Genomic DNA, 19,354 nt, shown 5'->3' on the forward strand with positions numbered 1-19,354 from the left:
AAGGTGAGCTGATCTGAAAGTCAGGCAGACAACTTCAAGTGTCCGGCTGCCCGAGCGATTTCTGTACTGCTGGGATGATCCTGTCTCCCCAGAGCTCTATCTGGCGCAGCATCGTTCTTTGGTTCAAATCTCCCAACTGCGTCTGAATTGCAATCTGGTCCGGCTTCAAGACTTCGATCTCCTCCAGAAGGCGATCAATCACGCGATTTATGTTCCCGATGGGCAGGTTCTTGCGCATAGTATCGAACGAGAGGTCCTGATGCGTCGGCACCTCCTCCAACATGTAGCCGTCCTTGCTCTGTTGCCGACGCTGATGCAGGGCCTCGGACAGCCGGCGCTGAAAGCGGGCGTTATCGAGATAGCGGTTGATTTCCGCGCCAACATCGCTGGCATAGCAGCAGCGCAAAAGCGACAGCTTGGCGTCACGGACCTTTTTGCCCTCGGATACAGCGGCGGTCTGGATGATGTCTCGCAGCAGGCCCAGAGTTTCCAAGCCCTGATGGAGGGCCGTAACGAAAAGGTTGTGTCCCTCACGATAGGCTCGGCGCATTGTTTTGGAGGACCCGGTGGCAATCCAGATCGGCGGGGTTGGCTTTTGAAGGGTGCGCACCGAAATCGCCGTCGCAGGTATCTGCGTGTAGTGACCATTGTGGGAAAAGATCTTTTGCGTGAGACCCTTGAGCAAGATGTCGAGGTATTCCGAAAAGACGGCCGGCGCCTCATCTACATTGACGCCGAAGCGGTCGAATTCAAACTGCTGGTATCCTGAACCAACGCCGAGCTCGAGTCGGCCGTTCGCAACGATATCGACAAAGCCGATTTCCGCCAGCAGGCGCTGCGGTTGATAGAGTGGCAGCACGCAGACCGCGGTGCCGAGGCGTATGGTGCTCGTCAATCCGGCACAGTGGGCGACCATCAGCAAGGGCGACGGGACGAGGCTGTAGTTGTTGAAGTGGTGCTCGGCGAACCAAGCTGTGCGGAAGCCAGCCTGCTCCGAAAGAACGGCCTGCTCTACTGAGTTGCGGATGACGCTATCGGAAGATTGATGATAGCCTCGCTGGGCAGCCAGAATGAACGTTGCGAACTCCATGGTGTCTCCTTGTTTGCGGAAGGGACGACACAGCTCGTGATGACCCGGCGGTCAGTACGGGCATGTAGGCGTGCCTGGCACGACCTCGATTCACGAGCACGCTCCCATGATCGATGAAGCGACTCGTTCGAAGGGGTCTCATTGTGGTTAAGAGCTCCACAGCTAACATGGGAATTCTCAGCTCCCCGCGTCTCCGGACGAGCTCCAGCCTCCGTCCACGTGCAGGATCGAGCCGTAGATGTAGGAGGCATCAGACGATGCCAGAAAGTAGACGGCTTCGGCGACTTCCTCCGGTTCCCCAAACCTGCCCAAAGGGATCTCCTGTCGGAGCGATCTCGGGCGTGTGCCTGTAGGCGTCTCGCACTGGAGGTCGCCAGACGCGCGGATGTGACCTGGAGCGACTGTGGCTATGCGGATCCCAAGCGGCCCGAATTCGGCCGCCATGCACCGGGTAAGCATATCCAGGCCGGCGTTGTACGCGGCGTAAGCATGCTTCATCGAGAGAGGTAAGAGCTTGCAACTCGTTGCGAGATTCAGGATTACACTACCAGGTCGCATCGATATCGCGGCCTCGCGCACGCAGGTGAAGGCGCCAGTAAGATTTATCCCCAGAGTGTTTTTGAGCCCTGCCGTGGCCTGCTCAAGATCGGGGGCGAATGTGCCATTCACGCCAAGGCCGTTGACGAAGACGTCGATGTGGCCGAAGCGTTTCCGCAATTCTTCGAAGAGCGCGACGACCTCGCTCTCGACTGTCCTGTCCACGCGTTTTGACAGGTGCTTGTCGCCGAGCAAGTCAGCCAGCTTTACCGCTGCACCACCGTCTCCGTCAGCGATCACAACCGTATCGCCGCTCGCGGCAAAGCGGCGAGCGATAGCCGCGCCTATGCCTTTAGCACCGTCCATGACGACCACCGTTCGCGCATCGGTGTCCTCGACCGGGCGTAAGAGTTCTGCTCCGGGCGTCCTACCCTGAGTTGGGTGGGCTTCACCTGGTTGGTTGAATGACATCCAGCCACCATCGACTACAAGCGTCGATCCGGTGATGAAACCTGCCTGCTCACTGGCCAGGAAGTGCACGGGTCGCGCGATCTCGTCGGGACGAGCCAGTCGGCCTATCGGCACGCGGCGCCTTATTGCCCTGACGTCCAACTTGCCAGCTGTTTCTAATTCCGCGACCATTGGCGTACGCACGTAACCGGGGGCTACCGCTGTCACGCGGATGCCGCGCCAAGCCCATGCGCACGCCATCGTTTTCGTGATTGAGATCAGCGCAGCTTTCGAAGCGGCGTAGCCATTGCGCTTTGGGTTGCCGAGGAGGCCAGCAAGCGAAGCGACGTTGACGATGGCTGCGCCAGGTTTCATCAGCTTGGCGCTTTCGCACGCCATCGAATACGGCCCGATGAGGTTTACTGCTAGAGCGCGTTGAAAATCTTGGATGGGAGTGTCGACGGTCGCAGTCATCGTCGGCCCTATCCCCGCATTATTGACGAGCACTCCAATCCGCGAGAATCGTTTTTCCAGAAGGGTACAGAATGCGAGGACATCGTCGTGTCGCGACACGTCGAACTCAAGGCCGAGATGGGGCTGGCCGAGACAAAGGCCCAGTTCGATCACACCGCTGTCTGGAAGGTCCACCGCGACTACAATGTCTCCACTCGTGGCAAAAATATCGACCAGCGCACGGCCGATACCCCCTGCCGCACCTGTCACGATGATGACCCGCCCTGGCTTAACCGGGCAGTCGTCCAGGCGTGTCTTCACCGGGCAGGCGGTGGCGCGGGGAAAAGGAGGGTAGCGAAGTCGAATCATTATTCTTCTTCTCCACCGCCGACCCGGTTCTTTGGATGAGTTTTCAGAGGAGCGCGCCGCTTCAAAAGTTCGTAGACGGGATCATTCGGGTGCGGTGCCCCAATCGGCTGGCGAGGACCGAACAGCTCAGCTTCCGTGGACGTCGGGGGCCTCTGCTCTTCGACCCAATCATAGACTACGGTGCGTTCGAAGATGCGCCACTCCCCTTCCCTTTTCTGAAACAAATCACAGTATCGTCCGCACAGGAGCATCTGCCTCATCTCGCCTGCCTCGTCGGGTCTGCGCTGCAGCGCGATGAAATAGCTTTCTACCGCGGCCTCTGCCGGGCCCAGGAACTCGACCATTATGTTTGCAAGCTGGTGGATGTTGCGCGGCTGGGTTTTGAAGACACTAAGCGCAAGCTGAATGAACCCCCGGGCAGAGCCGGAGTAACTTCCGTGATTGTCAGTTGCATCGGGCCAATAACAGCTGCGCAAAGCGGCCTCGTCTGCCCGGTCGATCCCTCGACAGTAACGATGGAGACAGTCGCGGATTGCGTCCCGGTCGAAGAGTTGGGTTATGGTTGCTTGATGCATCGGCTCAATAGAGGTTCTGAAAATTCTATGAAGCGTGTCCGCAGGACCACGCGTTACCGGCGAAGATACGCGGTTTCCGGCGCGAAGCTCATCGCTGCCCCGCCTGGACCGGACAACGGAGTTTTCGAGATTTCCCCAAAAGGGCCGGCCTTTCTGCGGTCTTCATCACCTCGTTCTTCCCTTTCGCTTACGACGGTCTAAGCTTCCACGTTGACGCGTCACGAGAACTCAACCGAATGTGCGGTAATGGTTCCTGAAACCGCGGCCACTCGAACCTGAGATCCGTGGTAGTGTGCTCACTAGCAACTTGGCGCCGCCGCTCAATGGAACACGTTCAAAGTTCATGCCAATCTGGCTGACCACCCAAAGAATGCATTTATGGTTTCTTTTTCAGCTACTTAGCCGCGATATACGAGAAATGGGCTCAAACAAGCCTGTGTCGTCAGGCCGACAAAGGCGACAGTCGTCTTAACGCCCTTAAAGCCGCTGCTTGTTGAGAAGGTCGTTGAGCGGCTGGGCGTTTTGAGCCGTGCGCGTCTGCGTACAGGCCGGATCCCGATCAGGTCCAAGTCAGAATAAGATCCCTGATCCCGAATACATGACCGCCATGGGTAATCGGCGCCGTACCTTCTTTGATGCGGAAAGTCGGGATGCGCGCCAACCATTCGCGTAGGCCAACGACGATTTCTCGCCGTGCAAGGTGCGCTCCGATGCAAAGGTGTGGACCATAGCCAAAAGCGGTGTGGTGGTTCCCCCGTCGTGCCAGATCGATAGTCTCAGGGCACTCGAATTCCGATGGATCACGATTGGCAAACATAGTGGCGCAGGAAACATAATCACCCTTACGGATCGGCACGCCTTCGAACACGATATCCCTCGCGGCCACGCGGATCATCTGAACGGTTGAATAGGCGCGCAGCAATTCTTCAACGGCGAGCATGACCCGATCCGGTTCGTTCCGCAACAACTCCTGGTCCTTTGGATTGCGTGCGAGATAGGCCATGTCAAAGCCTATGGCAGCCGCGACCGTGTCGAGTCCCGCGACCAAGAAAAGCACACCGATGCCACGGACTTCCTCTTCTGTTAAGGAGCGGCCATCAATCTCCGCCTGCACGACAAAAGTCATGAAATCGAAAGCTGGTGTCCTGCGGCGCCTGTCTGCAAGTTCGTCAATGAAGCCCACGATAGACCGGGCTGCTGCCGTTCGCTTGTCTGCGTTACCGTGGAGTAAATCGCTTACCCAGCCAACAAATACTTCGGATCGCCTCTGCGAAAGCCCCAGAAAGCTAAGGAAGACGCTGACCGTGAAGGGCAAGGCAAAATCCCTCATGACGTCACAGCTGGTTCTCTCTCTCGCTATGCGGTCGATCAGCGCGCGCGCTCTCTCGCGGATAGTCGGCTCGAGTGCAATCACCCGCTTGGATGAGAACAGAGGATCTAGCAGTGCACGAAACACACCATGGGTCGGTGGATCCAGTTCGAGCGGGATGACCGGCCAATGTTCGCCCAGTGCGGAGGCGAAGATGCTACGATGGCTGGAAAAGGTCCTTGTATCCTGCAGCACCCGGCGCTGGTCTCTCGCGCGTGTTATGACCCAGGTACCTCGCCCATCACGCGTGTTGGACGGAGAGTAAAAGATCGGTGGGCCCTCATGAACACAGGCCACGGCAGCGTGCGGATCGCCGTTAGGCGTCGGAGCCATGCCAGGTGAACTGAAAAGACTGAAGTCCCGCACCAGTTCGCGCGGTACATGATCTGGAATGGTGTTGGTCTTCACGCGCTTTGTCCCTTCTGTCAATCACTCATCAACTGCGTGGGCCGTCGAGGATCTGAGCGGAACCGATCGGGAGAATTCCGTCAGAAATCGCTCTTTGTCCCTTGGGCGACGATCAAGAATGCGGGAATGTTGGGGTAAATACCTGCTGCACAGACAAGCAGCCCGTGGTCGCGCCGCAAGAAAGTGGGCGCGATCTGCGAAATAAGTCGCGCAAAAAAGCATTTATCGTCCGGCCTCAGGGGCATTACTCCGCTGGCTTGACAACCGCCGGCATGGTCTGGACCGGCGCCTTGCCTGCAAGGGCGGCTGCAAGATGCGCCCCGGCAAGCTCGCCTTCCCATTTCGCCACTACCACGGTCGCGACCGCATTGCCGATCAAGTTGGTTAGCGCCCGGCATTCCGACATGAAGCGGTCGATGCCGAGGATCAGCGCCATGCCGGCGATCGGTACGGATGGAACGACCGACAGAGTGGCAGCAAGCGTGATGAAGCCGGCGCCGGTGATGCCGGCCGCCCCCTTCGAGCTCAGCATGGCGACGAGCAGGAGCAGGATCTGGTCGCCGTAGGAGAGTGGCGTATCGGTCGCTTGTGCGATGAAGAGCGCCGCAAGCGTCATGTAGATGTTGGTGCCGTCGAGGTTGAAGGAATAGCCGGTCGGGATGACGAGGCCGACGACGGAGCGCTTGCAGCCCGCCTTCTCCATCTTGTTCATCAGGCCCGGAAGTGCCGCCTCGGAAGACGACGTGCCAAGGACGAGCAGCAGCTCTTCCTTGATATAGCGGATGAGCGAGACGATCGAGAAGCCGTTGTAGCGGGCGACCGCGCCGAGCACGACGAAGATGAACAGGAACGAGGTCAGATAGAATGTGCCGATCAGCATGGCGAGGTTGGCAATCGAGGCGAGGCCGTACTTGCCGATGGTGAAGGCCATGGCGCCGAAGGCACCGATCGGCGCGGCCTTCATCAGGATCGCCACCAGCCGGAAGATCGGCAGCATCAGCGCCTGCAGGAAATCGACGACCGGCTCGGCCTTCTTGCCGACCATCGCCAGCGAAATGCCGAAGAGCACCGAGATGAAGAGCACCTGCAGGATGTCGCCCTCGGCGAAGGCACCGACGAGCGTCGTCGGAATGACGTTCATGAGGAAGCCGGTGATCGACTGCTCATGCGCCTTTTCCGCATAGCCGGTGACCGCCTTGGCGTCGAGCGAGGCCGGGTCGATATGCATACCCGCGCCCGGCTGCACCACATTCGCGACCACCAGGCCGATGGCGAGCGCGAGAGTGGAGAAGGTTAGAAAGTAGAGCATTGTCTTGCCGGCGACACGGCCGACCTTCGCGAGATCGGTCATGCCGGCAATGCCGGTTGCCACGGTCAGAAAGATGACCGGCGCGATGATCATCTTGACGAGCTTGATGAAGGCGTCGCCGAGCGGTTTGAGCTCAGTGCCGATATTCGGATAGAAATGCCCGAGCAGGATGCCTGCGGCGATCGCTGCCAGCACCTGGACATAGAGATGGCGATAAAGGGGTGTCTTGCTGCGGACCTCCGCGTAATGTTCTGCGATCGACATGATAGCCTCCACGGGTGCATGCATGTGCCGTAAACCGGGCACGCTGAATCGGCGAAGCGCAGCGGCCCACAGCCGGCGTCGGCGATGCCTACCTTTGACTCCTACTAGGGCTCCACGCGAATACTTTCCCCTTCCTCAGGGGCAAAGCAGCTCGCCATTTCCTTGCATTCTTGGCAAGCGGCCGCCGTGCACAGCGAAAATCCCTCAGCCTCGCAGAGCTTGCGGTAAAAGTACCTCTTCCACCTCATGTTGTCGGTATTGCCGGCTGCAAGCCTTGGGAAATGGGTTGAGATCAAACGGCTGAGTTCGACCCGATCGAAAAGGCCGAGCTCCCTCCAGAGATGGTCGTGGCGTAAAGCACGGCGGGCTATGATCTTGGCGAAACGTACGCTCGCTGAATCGCCCGGTCGAGCATGCGCGAGCAGCAGACCGCGCAGGAGCTCCTCCTCCATGCCGGGCTCCGCATCGTTGACATCTTCCAGGCAGAAAGCGTGAATCGTTGGTGCGGGAAAACTGCGGTTCACGATGTCTCGAAGCTCGACTTGCGAAAGGCCCGTTGCCTCTGTCGCAGTTGCCTCGCCGGCATCGATCTCCTCAAGCGCACGCGAAAGGACACAAGCAAGCACGTACTGATCGAAATCCATTTTAAGATCTACGGACGGCCAGGTTCCGGGGCCCAGAAGTTCGGACAATTGTCGCGGCCGATCGGAGATTCCGGCTCCAAGGACTGTTCTCCCTTTCGACAAAGCGCGGACTTGAGCTAGATTTGACACGTTTCTTCCTTCCCTCTTCGTTCCACCACACCGAGCGCCCGCGGGTGCTTGCCGCAAGGCAATTCTGGCCGCGTCGTGTCGGGGACGGTTCAAGTCTCGTGCCAATCGAATCTGCCGAGCCGAAGAGGTAACTTTGTGGTTGCTATTCAAGGACTAAACGAAAGTCTGGCAGGAGCTCGGGGGGATGCGGCCGTGTCAGGAGGACGACAAGGATAACATGAGATGTCGGTTCTCTGCCAAGAGTAGCGGCCGGATACTCAACAGGAAACGCGGAACCGTGACGCGGCAAATCGGCCTCGCAGGCGATAGTACGCGCCAGCAGCTGCCGGCCCATCACGCCGACGGGCTGAGCCTCGAAAGGCGCCTGCTGGAGTTTGTGGCCAAAGCCGATACGCGCACACCAACATGGCCATGCGCGCCACAAAGCAGTGCTGCTACAGTTTGGATGTCAAGTGGCACGGCGCTTGCTGTTTGCTCGCCGGTAGCCGCCAAGCTGCCAATCACGGAATGCGCCGGTTCTTTTCCGAAGGATGCTGATGCCAATGAAAAAGGAGAAATGCTGATGCCCATGAAAAAAAGAATTCCCTTCGTTGCCTTTCATACGCGCGTTCGCGACGAGACCGTGAAGGGGCCAAATCCCTACCGGTGGGAAGTCAGAACAACCGAGGATTACTTCAGCGGCAAGCGCGTCGTTCTGTTTTCGCTTCCCGGTGCGTTCACCCCGACTTGCTCAACTCGGCAATTGCCCGATTTCGAGAAGCTATATGACGAGTTCCGGGATGCGGGGATTGAGTCGGTCTACTGCCTATCAGTCAATGATGCCTTTGCCATGAATGCGTGGGGTAAGGCCTTGGGCGTAGAAAAGGTCAATCTCATTCCGGATGGTTCCGGCGAATTCACTCGCAAAATGGGTATGCTGGTCGCAAAGGACAATGTTGGCTTCGGGATGCGCTCTTGGCGCTACGCTGCCGTGGTCAATGATGGCGTGGTGGAGAAATGGTTTGAAGAGGAAGGTCTCTCTGACAACTGCGAGTCCGATCCCTATGAGGTCTCTTCTCCGCAGAACATTCTTGAAACCTTGAGGACCGCTCCCGCCTCTTGAGCGGTCCCCAACAGGTGTCGCCGGATTGTAGTCTAGAGCCGTCGGCTCCTTGTGGCGCTGAATAGCGATCTCGCCTCTCCAGCAGATTGTCTTGCCCCATCGTTGCAGAGGCAAGAAGACACGATCCGAATGCGGCCGCTCGAAAGGCCCACCGCCACGCCGAGCGGAGCCGGTTAACGAGACCTTTTTTCACAGAAGACATAAGAGACAAGGAAATTGCACCCGCTACTTTGATCGACTGGTTCGGCGAACTCTGAGCAATAAACATGCCAACGGGAGCAACATTCTCCCGTTGAATTGTCTGGGTAATCCGCCCGCGAGCATCTCGCATTCCTTATCTATCGTTGACGAAAGCGTTTCGCATGAACAGGAAGAGGCTGGCAGCACCACAGTGTGCCAGCGCCCGCTGTATGCCGTTTGGCTCACCGCCATCATGTGAATGACAACGATTTCGCTTGCTAAAAGAAAACCGCGGTGGAACCGCCCATGGTGTGCGATTGCGTGCTTTGACTCATTGACTTGCTGCCGGACAGAACACACCAGCGTGACCCGGCGGATCCGACCTGGGCGGTTCGGCTGACCGCATCATTTGTCGGCCCAAAGGTCGACTGTCGCTCGATAGCTAGTCCGAAACCACAATGACACTCCCATGAACTGGCCCGGGAGATAAGTTGGAGAAACGCCGGAGTCGCGCCACTTGGGCAGGAGCAAGCCCGAGCCGACTGCCACCGTGTTGCCGATGAATAAAAGAGAGAATAACCTCCTTTGCCTAGCCCCGGCAAAACCTCACACGAGCTCGGTGTGATCAACTCGGCAATGTCGGAATTTCGACGGTGTCACATATGCGACACCTCTGTGTTTGGATGGGGTGTTGTTTTCGAACGATTTTTCTGTTGGCACGCCAAATGCATCGCTTTTCGCAAGCGCAACTCGGAACCGGGGGGAACGGTCCATGATAACGCTCACCGACAGTGCCATTGCCGCAGTAAAATTTGCGCTTTCAAAGGCTCCCGAGCCGGCGACTGGATTACGCATCAAAGTGCAAGCGGGCGGATGCTCTGGTTTCAAATACCACCTGGGTTTGGAAAGCGAGCCACGCAACGGCGATGCTGTCATTGAGGCGGGAGGGGTTAAAGTATTCGTAGACTCAGACTCTCAACCTCACGTCGGCGGCATGACAGTCGATTTCACAACGGATGTGAATTCACCCGGATTCATCTTCGACAATCCCAACGCGAGCGAGAACTGCGCCTGCGGGAAGTCCTTTAGCTGACCGGGCAGAAGGAGAATACGAGATCATCATGAAAAAGGATCAAGAATGCCGCATCAGTACTGGTGTCCCAGCGTGCTCCTGGCGTCACTTAAGTAGGCGGAGGGCCATCCTGGATGTCGATCTACCTCGATAACAACGCAACGACACGCGTCGATTCCGAAGTTCTCCAGGCAATGCTGCCGTTCTTTGCGGACCAGTTTGGCAACCCCTCGTCGATGCACGACATTGGCGCTGCTGCCGGCGCAGCGATGAAGACGGCGCGCCAGCAATTGCAAGCGCTGATCGGTGCCAAGTTCGATCATGAGATCATCTTTACGTCGGGCGGGACCGAAAGCAACAATACGGCGATTCTTTCAGCACTGGACGTGATGCCCGAGCGATCAGAAATCGTCACTTCAGCGGTTGAACACCCGGCGGTTCTAACGCTCTGTGGTCACCTTGAAAAAACAAGAGGAATCAAGGTGCATCGGATCCCGGTCGATCAACATGGCCGACTCGACCTCGACGCCTATCGGGCCGCCCTCACCCATCGTGTGGCAATCGTCTCAATTATGTGGGCGAACAACGAGACCGGGACGATCTTCCCCGTGGCCAGGCTTTCTGAGATGGCCAAGAATGTCGGCGCAATTTTCCACACTGACGCAGTGCCGGCGATCGGTAAGCTTCCGGTGGACCTGAAATCGACCGCAATCGACATGCTGTCGCTCTCCGGTCACAAGTTCCATGGGCCGAAAGGCGTCGGCGCACTCTACATAAAGAGCGGCGTGCCCTTTCATGCACTTATCATGGGTGGGCACCAGCAGCGCAACCGACGCGCGGGCACAGAGAACACGCCCGGGATTGTAGGTTTGGGCAAGGCAGCCGAACTTGCCTTGTGGCGCATGGACGAGGAAATCACATGGGTGAAATCGCTTCGCGATCGTTTGGAGGAAGGACTTCTCAAACGCATTCCCAAGACCTTCGTCACCGGCGATCCGCTCGCGCGGTTACCTAACACGACAAATGTGGTCTTCGAGGGCATCGGCAGTGAAGCCGTTCAGTTTCTGCTCAATCGCCACGGCATCGCCTGCGCGTCTGGCTCCGCCTGCAGCTCTGGCTCCTCGCGGCAGAGCCATGTTCTCGAGGCGATGAACCCCGACGCTGCGGCACTCGGCGCGGTTCGCTTCTCCTTTTCACACTTCAGCCGCGAGGAGGATGTCGATCAGGTACTCGAGGTGATACCTGGAATTGTGATGAAACTTCGCGGTTCGTTTCCATTCTCTGCGGGAGGTGAAAGGCGAAGGATAGACAACTCCGCGGCCGCAGCACGCTGATCATTTTACGGGAACGGCTTGAAAGGTCCGCTGCCGGGTCGGCTTCAGCGTCTAGCTGCAACTGGAACCAGACAACTAATCCCACCTATAGGAGAATGCAATGACTTGTGATGGCGAGGCCGTTTCGAGCGACGCAATTTTCGCGCGGCTAAAGAACTTGTCGACTGCCGAGGAATTCTTTGAGGCCCTTGACGTTTCGTTTGAGCCGAAGGTGCTCGACGTCTCACGGCTCCACATCATGAAACGCATGGGACAGTACCTGGCTGAGGAGAACTTTTCCGACCACCGCGCCCGTGCGCGCGACGCGCTGGAACGCGCCTACGCGGATTTTGCGGCTTCTTCGCCACTTTCACATCGGGTGTTCAGGGTGCTTGAGCAACGCGACCCGACTAAAACTGCCGCGCCAGGGCAGACGTTTGTACCGTTGGAAACCGTGCTGGAGTCTTTCGGAAGCGACAAGTGAGTTCGGTTTAAGACATATGACGTCCCAAATCCGACAAGACTGTCAGAAATCCGATCGTACAGAAACGAACAATGCTTAAATTCCAGTCGGTTACTGACAAGTCATGTGGTTGGCACGATTGGTGCTCTGAAGACAGGCGAAACCTTCAGGCCCAAATGCGATCGGAGCTAAAGAGACCTCATGCACATTGTAGTCTGTATCAAGCAGGTCCCGGACTCAGCGCAGATACGCGTCCATCCGGTGACAAACACGATTATGCGCCAAGGCGTGCCGACCATCATCAACCCTTACGACCTGTTTGCTCTCGAAGAGGCCCTCAAAGTGCGCGACCTCCATGGCGGCGAAGTCACGGTGCTCACCATGGGCCCTCCCATGGCAGAGGAAGCACTGCGCAAGGCACTCACTTATGGCGCAGACCGGGCGATACTCCTAACTGACCGTCACTTTGCCGGCTCTGACACGTTGGCGACTTCCTTCGCACTTTCTCAGGCAATATCGCAGATTGGCAACAGCTTTGACACGCCGGACATCGTCTTCACAGGCAAGCAGACAATCGACGGCGACACCGCCCAGGTCGGCCCTGGAATAGCAAAGCGCCTGAACCTCGTGCAGTTGACCTATGTTGCGAAGATTACCTCCATAGATCTCAGCGCGCGCGCGATTACGGTCGAGCGCCGCTCGGAAGGCGGCACGCACGTTCTGAAAAGCGAATTGCCTTGCCTCATCACCATGCTAGAGGGCACCACTGTCATTCGCCGCGGCTCACTTGATGACGCCTTGCGCGCAGCGCGCAGCGAGATCGTCAAGTGGAACGCGGCGGAAGCCGGCATTGAAGACATCACCAAATGCGGACTGCGCGGTTCACCGACGGTCGTCAAGCGGGTCTTCGCTCCAACCCCGCGAGAACAAAAAGCGGTGCAAATCGACACTACCGAAAAGAGAGTGCACGACATAGCTAACGAGCTGGTCGCGTCCATTTTCACTCACCAGCCGGCGCTGCAACACGAGCTCTCCTCTGCTGATAGCGCGTGACGAGATAGGAGCAGAATAATGGGAACTCGAAAAACTAAAGCACCGCCACCCGCTGCGCTCGGCCGAGCCGGCACCAAGAGGAACCTTCCTGACCACTTCAAGAAGTACCGGCACGTCTGGGTTTTCATCGAGCTGGAGCGCGGTCAGGTCCACCCGGTCTCGTTCGAGCTTCTCGGCGAAGGACGCAGACTCGCTGACCAGCTGGGCGTGCAGCTCGCGGGTGTTGTTCTCGGGCCGCCCGGAGATTCTACCCGGCATGCTGTCGCTGAGGCCTTCGCCTATGATGCCGACCTGGTCTACCTCGTCGAGAAGCCGCTGCTCACCGATTATAGAAACGAGTCTTTCACCAAAGCACTAACAGATCTCGTCAATACCTATAAACCCGAAATTCTGCTTCTCGGGGCGACGACGCTCGGTCGGGACCTCGCCGGTTCCGTAGCTACCACACTGCTGACGGGGCTCACAGCCGACTGCACTGGACTTGATGTGGATGACGACGGTTCCCTCGCAGCCACCCGGCCCACATTCGGCGGCTCCTTGCTTTGCACGATCTATACGCTCAATTGCCGTCCCCAGATGGCAACTGTGCGACCAAGGGTCATGCGCATGCCACAGCGGTCAAACAAGCGAATCGGGCGGGTAATCCGGCATGACTTGCGGATGCTCGAGGATGAGATCGTCACGAAAGTGGTCGGTTTCCTTTCCGATGGCCAATCGGAGAACGCTAATCTCGCCTATGCGGATGTAGTAGTTGCCGGCGGGCTTGGACTCGGCGCTGCTGACAACCTGCAGCTCCTTAAGAATCTCGCGCAAACGATCGGCGGCGATTATGGCTGTTCTCGGCCGTTAGTGCAAAAGGGTTGGATGGCGGCTGATCGGCAGATCGGCCAAACTGGCAAAACGATCCGGCCGAAACTCTATATAGCGGCTGGGATATCAGGCGCGATCCAGCATCGCGTTGGCGTCGAGGGAGCAGATCTCATTGTCGCTATCAACACCGATCCGAACGCGCCAATCTTCGATTTCGCCAATATCGGTGTTGTCGCCGACGCGGTCAGTTTTTTGCCGGCACTGACGGAAGTTTTCATCAGACGGTTGGCACCGGGCAATCATATCAGGCTAGTGAACTGAGGTAAGACCCTATGACCAAGGAGAAATTCGACGCCATCGTCGTCGGCGCCGGTATGTCTGGAAACGCGGCTGCTTACACGATGGCAAGTCGCGGCCTAAAGGTGCTGCAGTTGGAACGCGGAGAGTACCCGGGCTCCAAAAACGTCCAAGGCGCCATACTGTACGCCAACATGCTGGAGACAATCATTCCGGATTTTCGGGATGACGCACCTCTTGAGCGGCATCTAATCGAGCAGCGTTTCTGGCTGATGGACGACACTTCGCACACCGGAGTGCACTACCGGTCGGACGATTTTAATGAGCCGACGCCGAACCGCTACACGATCATACGCGCCCAGTTCGACAAGTGGTTTTCGCGCAAAGTGCGCGAGGCTGGTGCGACAGTTCTGTGCGAGACGACGGCGACGGAGCTGGTTCTCGATGGCGGGGGTAAGGTGATAGGCGTACGCACTGATCGTGCTGGTGACCCCATCCACGCGGAAGTGGTCGTCCTCGCAGAAGGTGTCAACGGCCTGCTCGGCACGAGAGCAGGATTTCGCAAGGTGCCGAAACCCGAGGCCGTGGCACTCGCTGTCAAGGAAATGCACTTCCTGCCGGAAGAGGTCATCGGCGAGCGCTTCGGCCTTACCGGCGATCAAGGCTGTGTTATTGAAGCGGCTGGGACAATCTCGCGCGGAATGGCCGGATTGGGTTTTCTTTATACCAACAAGGAATCAGTCTCACTCGGTTTCGGCTGCCTTGTCTCCGATTTCGCAGCGACCATGGAAAGTCCATACACCCTTCTTGACGCCTTCAAGGACCATCCATCAATCCGCCCGCTCCTTGCGGGCTCGGAGGTTAAGGAATATGCGGCGCACCTCATTCCGGAAGGTGGGTACAAGGCAATTCCGCAGCTATTTGGAAACGGCTGGGTTGTGGTTGGTGACGCGGGGCAGCTTAACAATGCCGTGCACCGCGAGGGCTCTAATCTCGCCATGACGTCGGGTCGCATCGCCGGCGAGGCGATCTCCATAATCAAGAGCCAAGGATGCCCGATGGGCCCGGAAAACCTCTCCCTTTACAAGGCCATGCTGGACAAATCTTTTGTTGTGAAAGATCTTAAAAAATACAAGGACATGCCTGCCCTGCTCCACACGAACTCACGGAACTTTTTTTTGACGTACCCGCAGCTGCTGTCCAAGGCAGCGCAAAATTTCGTGCGCGTCGACGGCACACCCAAGATCGAGAAGGAAAAAGCGACCACGGCCGCTTTTGTCAAGGCACGTTCGCGATGGGGACTGTTCAGCGACGCGGTCCGCTTGGCACTTGCTTGGCGCTAAAGGGAGAAGCGAGATGACAGCTCCATTCGTTCGCATCGAGGATAGGCTTTACCAGAATCGCTATCTGGTGGACGCAGGGCGGCCACATATTAAAGTGCGACCGCATCAGTCTCCGAGCGCAAACTTGCTCGCACTGACGCGGATCTGCCCAGCCCAATGTTATGAGGTGAATGAAAACGGACAAGTGGAAGTTACTGCTGACGGGTGCATGGAGTGCGGTACATGTAGAGTATTGTGCGAAGCAAACGGTGATATCGATTGGAGCTACCCACGAGGTGGATTCGGTGTCCTCTTCAAATTCGGTTGATAGCAGCTAACTCTAGTCTCCATGAAACCAGACAGTGAAGCCAAAAGCATCTCGCTTTTGTCGAGCAAGACGGCTACATTTGCGTACTCTCAAGTGCCGATGTAAGCACCTGATAATATTAGCATCGCGGTATGTTCTCCTTGGGAGCATGAGCGGTCCGGACGGTGTTTCCAGGCTGAAATGCTGCACAATGGGCTCAATGAGGGTATGACTGAACGAACCGCTCAAACCATGCACAAACCGGATTTCTGGGCCAGCGGTATCTATCGGGTATCGAAAGTCTTGATTGGTCCAGCCAATCTCGAGACCAAGCTCGCCAATGTCATTAAGGCCCTCTCCGCAATTCTCCCAATGCGGCGCGGCGCAATCGTCGTTCTGAATGCTGGAGGAGCGCCCGAGCTGGTTGCAACGCTCGGCGTGGAGCAAGCATCTCAAGGCGCTCGCTGCATTCCGGCGAAGGCTGCAATAGACAGAATCCTCGCAAAAGGCGCGCCACTGGTCGTACCGGACACTTGCAAGTCGGACCTGTTCCAGGCTGAGCTTCAAACCAGCTCGAACGCCACCGGCCCGACCACCTTCGTTGGCGTCCCGATGAAGGTGGATCAAGAAACGCTTGGAACACTATGGCTCGACCGCGCCAAGGATGGCGGCACCAGGATACAATTCGAGGAAGAGGTGCGTTTCCTGTCCATGATTGCCAACCTTGCGGCCCGGGCCGTTCGGTTGGATCGCCACCAGAGCCGCGATGGTCAGTCAATCTTGGGCGAGGAAGGAGCCCGCAAGACTAGTTCAGGCGAGAAGGAACTCCCCGAACCTGCCCCACAACGCCCCACAAAAATCGATTGGATCGTTGGGGAAAGCCCTGCGCTCAAACAGGTGGTCGAAAGCGTCAAAGTTGTTGCAATAACCAATTCTGCAGTGCTTCTCAGGGGTGAAAGCGGCACAGGCAAGGAGTTCTTTGCCAAGGCCATCCACGAGCTTTCACCTCGAAGAAAGAAGCCCTTCGTGAAGTTGAACTGCGCCGCACTGTCTGCAGGCGTCCTGGAATCGGAACTGTTTGGACATGAAAAGGGCGCCTTTACTGGGGCCATCTCTCAGCGCGCAGGTCGTTTCGAATTGGCGCACGGTGGAACCCTGCTGCTCGATGAGATCGGCGAGATTTCGCCGGCCTTTCAAGCGAAACTGTTGCGCGTCCTGCAGGAGGGTGAGCTTGAGCGAGTCGGCGGCACAAAAACACTCAAGGTGGACGTTCGACTCATATGCGCCACGAACAAGGATCTAGAGGCGGCAGTCGCGGATGGGGAGTTCAGGGCCGACCTCTACTACCGGATCAATGTGGTACCCATATTTTTGCCGCCTCTCAGGGAGCGAAATGGAGATATTTCACGCCTTGCGAGGGTTTTTCTCGACCGATTCAACCGAGAAAACAATCGGGATCTCACATTCACGCCGGCTGCGCTCGAGCTCTTGTCAAAATGCAACTTTCCCGGCAACGTCCGAGAGCTTGAAAATTGCGTCCGGAGGACCGCCACTCTCGCGCGTTCGGGGACGATCCTTCCATCAGATTTCTCCTGTCTGAAAGACCAATGCCTTTCTTCAATGCTCTGGAAAAGCGCTGACCGTCCACTTGCGGGCAATACACTCAATGGGACGGTCGAATCCCCGGTCAGCTTCGGTTACTCCACCGGACCGGCCGGCTTAACGGTGGCACCACATCTAACCGACCGCGAGTTGCTAATCAGTGCTATGGAGAAGGCCGGCTGGGTTCAGGCAAAGGCAGCTCGGATTCTGGGCCTCACACCGCGGCAAGTTGGCTATGCATTACGTCGCCATCGTATACAGGTGAAGAAGATCTAAGTCGGTGAGCCGACATTATCTTGGGCGTGAGCAACCCCTCTTCCTCAGGCACGCGGGTCTATTGTCCAATTTGGCCGCTTATTGTCGCGACTTCGCCAAAATGGCGTCGGAGCAATTGGCGCAAATCGAACATGAAACAACAACGTGTTGAAATTACTATCTGATTTGGTTGGCACAGCGCTTGCATTTTTGACAACGACCTTACTCACCAGTGGAGCTGTTCGATGAGTGCACCGATTATTTCGCTTGAAAGCCTGGCCAAGACGACATCCTCTGGGCAATTGCTGACAAGCGCGAAATCCGGTGGCTGCGCATCCTCGTCCTGCGGCTTGTCCTCGAGGCCAACCCACATGGATTCGGCTACCTGGGAGAAGATCAAGGATCACCCATGCTTTTCAGAAGAAGCGCACCACTATTTTGCGCGTATGCACGTCGCCGTCGCACCAGCCTGCAATATCCAATGCAATTACTGCAATCGTAAATATGATTGCTCCAACGAAAGTCGGCCTGGCGTCGTTTCGGAAAAGCTGACACCGGACCAGGCGCTGCGTAAGGTGATTGCCGTCGCCAACGAATTGCCGCAGCTTTCCGTGCTCGGCATCGCGGGCCCGGGCGATGCCTGCTACGACTGGGAGAAGACGAGGGCGACTTTCGAACGCGTCGCTAGGGAGATCCCGGACATCAAGCTATGCATTTCCACCAATGGACTTGCTCTGCCGGAGCATGTCGATCAGTTGGCCGAATTGAACATCAGCCACGTGACGATCACCATCAACATGGTTGACCCCGCAGTCGGCGAGAAGATTTACCCGTGGATCTTTTATCGTCATCGCCGATACACCGGTATGGATGCTGCCAAAATTCTCCATGAGCGGCAGATGTTGGGGCTTGAGATGCTGAGCGAACGCGGCATCCTAACAAAAATTAATTCGGTGATGATCCCCGGCGTCAATGACCAGCACCTGATCGAAGTCAACAAATGGGTCAAAGAGCGCGGCGCATTTCTGCACAACGTCATGCCGCTGATCTCCGACCCGGCACACGGCACCTGCTTTGGCCTCACCGGACAGCGCGGCCCAAATGCGCTCGAACTGAAGGCGCTTCAGGATCGTCTCGAAGGCGGCGCCAAGTTGATGCGTCACTGCCGACAGTGCCGCGCCGATGCAGTCGGCCTTCTCGGCACTGATCGCGGCCAGGAGTTCACGCTCGACCACATTCCGCCCGAACTTGGCTACAACAGTGGCAAGCGTCGTGCCTACCGCGAGGTGGTCGCACGCATACTCGATGACCATTTGGCAGCCAAGAACCAGGCTATGACGACGCTTGCATCAATGAGCACGCGCGGGTCGCTTCAAGTGGCTGTTGCGACGAAGGGGGGCGGACGCATCAACGAACACTTCGGCCATGCGAAGGAGTTCCAAGTTTATGAAGCCTCGCTGACAGGGATTAAATTTGTGGGGCATCGCAAGATCGAGCCGTATTGCCGTGGGGGCTGGGGCGAGGAAGGCACCCTCGGTGGTATCATTGCTGCACTCGAAGGCATAGACGTAGTGTTGTGCGCCAAGATTGGAAATTGTCCCAAGAAGCAGCTCATGGAAGCTGGGATCCGGGCAACGGAGGCATTTGGCTATGATTACATCGAAGCCGCGATTAGCGCTCTTTACGCCGCTGAGCATGGCATCGATCCATCGCAGGCAACAGCTTGAGCTTGCCTATCCAGACACAAACAGGAGTTGATCAATGGCCTTCAAAATCATCGCATCCCAATGCACCCAATGCGGTGCCTGCGAGTTCGAATGTCCTTCCGATGCCATCGAGTTGAAGGGCGAGAAGTACGTGATTGACCCTGACAAGTGCACCGAATGCGAGGGAGTTTACGAGGCACAGCAATGCGCCTCGGTATGTCCGATGCCGAAGACCTGCGTGCCGGCTTAAACCCAGAATGCAATGCTCGAGCTTA

At 57.3% G+C, this 19,354-nt stretch carries 17 protein-coding genes; 11 read left to right on the forward strand and 6 right to left on the reverse strand.

The window, feature by feature from the left end; genetic code table 11:
• Positions 1 to 34: 34 nt before the first annotated feature.
• From EKH55_RS29095 to EKH55_RS29120, 6 genes are all read right to left on the reverse strand, one after another.
• The gene (locus tag EKH55_RS29095) at positions 35 to 1,090 is read right to left on the reverse strand and encodes an LLM class flavin-dependent oxidoreductase (RefSeq protein WP_069456690.1); all 1,056 of its coding nucleotides are present in this window, start codon (positions 1,088 to 1,090) and stop codon (positions 35 to 37) included.
• A gap of 177 nt (positions 1,091 to 1,267) precedes the next feature.
• On the reverse strand, positions 1,268 to 2,899 hold the full coding sequence (locus EKH55_RS29100) for an SDR family oxidoreductase (RefSeq protein ID WP_083265199.1): 1,632 nt from the start codon (positions 2,897 to 2,899) through the stop codon (positions 1,268 to 1,270).
• The gene (locus tag EKH55_RS29105) at positions 2,899 to 3,474 is read right to left on the reverse strand and encodes a nuclear transport factor 2 family protein (RefSeq protein ID WP_069456689.1); all 576 of its coding nucleotides are present in this window, start codon (positions 3,472 to 3,474) and stop codon (positions 2,899 to 2,901) included. Before EKH55_RS29105 ends, EKH55_RS29100 begins: the two co-directional genes overlap by 1 nt.
• A 559-nt stretch (positions 3,475 to 4,033) precedes the next feature.
• A complete protein-coding gene (locus tag EKH55_RS29110) occupies positions 4,034 to 5,251 on the reverse strand; it encodes a cytochrome P450 (protein ID WP_165614675.1) in 1,218 nt (405 codons plus the stop codon).
• Between the two features lie 244 nt (positions 5,252 to 5,495).
• Positions 5,496 to 6,824: a dicarboxylate/amino acid:cation symporter gene (locus EKH55_RS29115; RefSeq protein ID WP_165614674.1), complete on the reverse strand. Its 1,329-nt coding sequence runs from the start codon at positions 6,822 to 6,824 to the stop codon at positions 5,496 to 5,498.
• Between the two features lie 104 nt (positions 6,825 to 6,928).
• On the reverse strand, positions 6,929 to 7,597 hold the full coding sequence (locus tag EKH55_RS29120) for a nitrogen fixation protein NifQ (RefSeq protein WP_151614018.1): 669 nt from the start codon (positions 7,595 to 7,597) through the stop codon (positions 6,929 to 6,931).
• A 562-nt stretch (positions 7,598 to 8,159) separates the two neighbouring features.
• Between EKH55_RS29120 and EKH55_RS29125 the strand changes: the two genes are divergently transcribed.
• From EKH55_RS29125 to EKH55_RS29175, 11 genes are all read left to right on the forward strand, one after another.
• Positions 8,160 to 8,699, forward strand: coding sequence for a peroxiredoxin (locus EKH55_RS29125; protein ID WP_069456713.1), 540 nt, complete (start codon positions 8,160 to 8,162; stop codon positions 8,697 to 8,699).
• Between the two features lie 952 nt (positions 8,700 to 9,651).
• Positions 9,652 to 9,972 carry an iron-sulfur cluster assembly accessory protein gene (locus tag EKH55_RS29130; protein WP_069456686.1) on the forward strand — a complete coding sequence of 107 codons (321 nt, stop codon included), beginning with the start codon at positions 9,652 to 9,654 and terminating at the stop codon, positions 9,970 to 9,972.
• A 113-nt stretch (positions 9,973 to 10,085) separates the two neighbouring features.
• Positions 10,086 to 11,285 (forward strand): cysteine desulfurase NifS, encoded by a 1,200-nt coding sequence (gene nifS, locus EKH55_RS29135; RefSeq protein WP_069456685.1) that lies wholly within the window; start codon positions 10,086 to 10,088, stop codon positions 11,283 to 11,285.
• A gap of 100 nt (positions 11,286 to 11,385) precedes the next feature.
• Positions 11,386 to 11,748 (forward strand): nitrogenase stabilizing/protective protein NifW, encoded by a 363-nt coding sequence (gene nifW / locus EKH55_RS29140; RefSeq protein WP_069456684.1) that lies wholly within the window; start codon positions 11,386 to 11,388, stop codon positions 11,746 to 11,748.
• Positions 11,749 to 11,928: 180 nt separating this feature from the next.
• Entirely contained in the window at positions 11,929 to 12,780 is an 852-nt protein-coding gene (locus EKH55_RS29145) for an electron transfer flavoprotein subunit beta/FixA family protein (RefSeq protein WP_069456683.1), read from the forward strand.
• 18 nt (positions 12,781 to 12,798) lie between these two features.
• Complete coding sequence (locus tag EKH55_RS29150) at positions 12,799 to 13,911, forward strand: electron transfer flavoprotein subunit alpha/FixB family protein (protein WP_069456682.1); 1,113 nt, start codon at positions 12,799 to 12,801, stop codon at positions 13,909 to 13,911.
• Between the two features lie 11 nt (positions 13,912 to 13,922).
• Positions 13,923 to 15,230, forward strand: coding sequence for an FAD-dependent oxidoreductase (locus tag EKH55_RS29155; protein WP_069456681.1), 1,308 nt, complete (start codon positions 13,923 to 13,925; stop codon positions 15,228 to 15,230).
• Positions 15,231 to 15,243: 13 nt separating this feature from the next.
• On the forward strand, positions 15,244 to 15,537 hold the full coding sequence (locus tag EKH55_RS29160) for a ferredoxin family protein (RefSeq protein ID WP_083265197.1): 294 nt from the start codon (positions 15,244 to 15,246) through the stop codon (positions 15,535 to 15,537).
• Positions 15,538 to 15,744: 207 nt separating this feature from the next.
• Positions 15,745 to 17,394: a nif-specific transcriptional activator NifA gene (gene nifA / locus EKH55_RS29165; protein WP_165614673.1), complete on the forward strand. Its 1,650-nt coding sequence runs from the start codon at positions 15,745 to 15,747 to the stop codon at positions 17,392 to 17,394.
• A gap of 224 nt (positions 17,395 to 17,618) precedes the next feature.
• Complete coding sequence (gene nifB / locus EKH55_RS29170) at positions 17,619 to 19,100, forward strand: nitrogenase cofactor biosynthesis protein NifB (RefSeq protein WP_069456680.1); 1,482 nt, start codon at positions 17,619 to 17,621, stop codon at positions 19,098 to 19,100.
• 34 nt (positions 19,101 to 19,134) lie between these two features.
• Positions 19,135 to 19,329, forward strand: a complete 195-nt coding sequence (locus EKH55_RS29175) for a 4Fe-4S binding protein (protein WP_069456679.1) — start codon at positions 19,135 to 19,137, stop codon at positions 19,327 to 19,329.
• Positions 19,330 to 19,354: the final 25 nt, after the last annotated feature.

This window comes from Sinorhizobium alkalisoli, from assembly GCF_008932245.1.
Lineage (GTDB): Bacteria > Pseudomonadota > Alphaproteobacteria > Rhizobiales > Rhizobiaceae > Sinorhizobium > Sinorhizobium alkalisoli.

Coding starts and splice junctions, on each gene's coding strand:
- EKH55_RS29095 (WP_069456690.1), bottom strand. CDS start 1,090: ATGGAGTTCGCAACGTTCATTCTGGCTGCCCAGCGAGGCTATCATCAA.
- EKH55_RS29100 (WP_083265199.1), bottom strand. CDS start 2,899: ATGATTCGACTTCGCTACCCTCCTTTTCCCCGCGCCACCGCCTGCCCG.
- EKH55_RS29105 (WP_069456689.1), bottom strand. CDS start 3,474: ATGCATCAAGCAACCATAACCCAACTCTTCGACCGGGACGCAATCCGC.
- EKH55_RS29115 (WP_165614674.1), bottom strand. CDS start 6,824: ATGTCGATCGCAGAACATTACGCGGAGGTCCGCAGCAAGACACCCCTT.
- EKH55_RS29125 (WP_069456713.1), top strand. CDS start 8,160: ATGCCCATGAAAAAAAGAATTCCCTTCGTTGCCTTTCATACGCGCGTT.
- EKH55_RS29130 (WP_069456686.1), top strand. CDS start 9,652: ATGATAACGCTCACCGACAGTGCCATTGCCGCAGTAAAATTTGCGCTT.
- nifS (WP_069456685.1), top strand. CDS start 10,086: ATGTCGATCTACCTCGATAACAACGCAACGACACGCGTCGATTCCGAA.
- nifW (WP_069456684.1), top strand. CDS start 11,386: ATGACTTGTGATGGCGAGGCCGTTTCGAGCGACGCAATTTTCGCGCGG.
- EKH55_RS29145 (WP_069456683.1), top strand. CDS start 11,929: ATGCACATTGTAGTCTGTATCAAGCAGGTCCCGGACTCAGCGCAGATA.
- EKH55_RS29150 (WP_069456682.1), top strand. CDS start 12,799: ATGGGAACTCGAAAAACTAAAGCACCGCCACCCGCTGCGCTCGGCCGA.
- EKH55_RS29155 (WP_069456681.1), top strand. CDS start 13,923: ATGACCAAGGAGAAATTCGACGCCATCGTCGTCGGCGCCGGTATGTCT.
- EKH55_RS29160 (WP_083265197.1), top strand. CDS start 15,244: ATGACAGCTCCATTCGTTCGCATCGAGGATAGGCTTTACCAGAATCGC.
- nifA (WP_165614673.1), top strand. CDS start 15,745: ATGACTGAACGAACCGCTCAAACCATGCACAAACCGGATTTCTGGGCC.
- nifB (WP_069456680.1), top strand. CDS start 17,619: ATGAGTGCACCGATTATTTCGCTTGAAAGCCTGGCCAAGACGACATCC.
- EKH55_RS29175 (WP_069456679.1), top strand. CDS start 19,135: ATGGCCTTCAAAATCATCGCATCCCAATGCACCCAATGCGGTGCCTGC.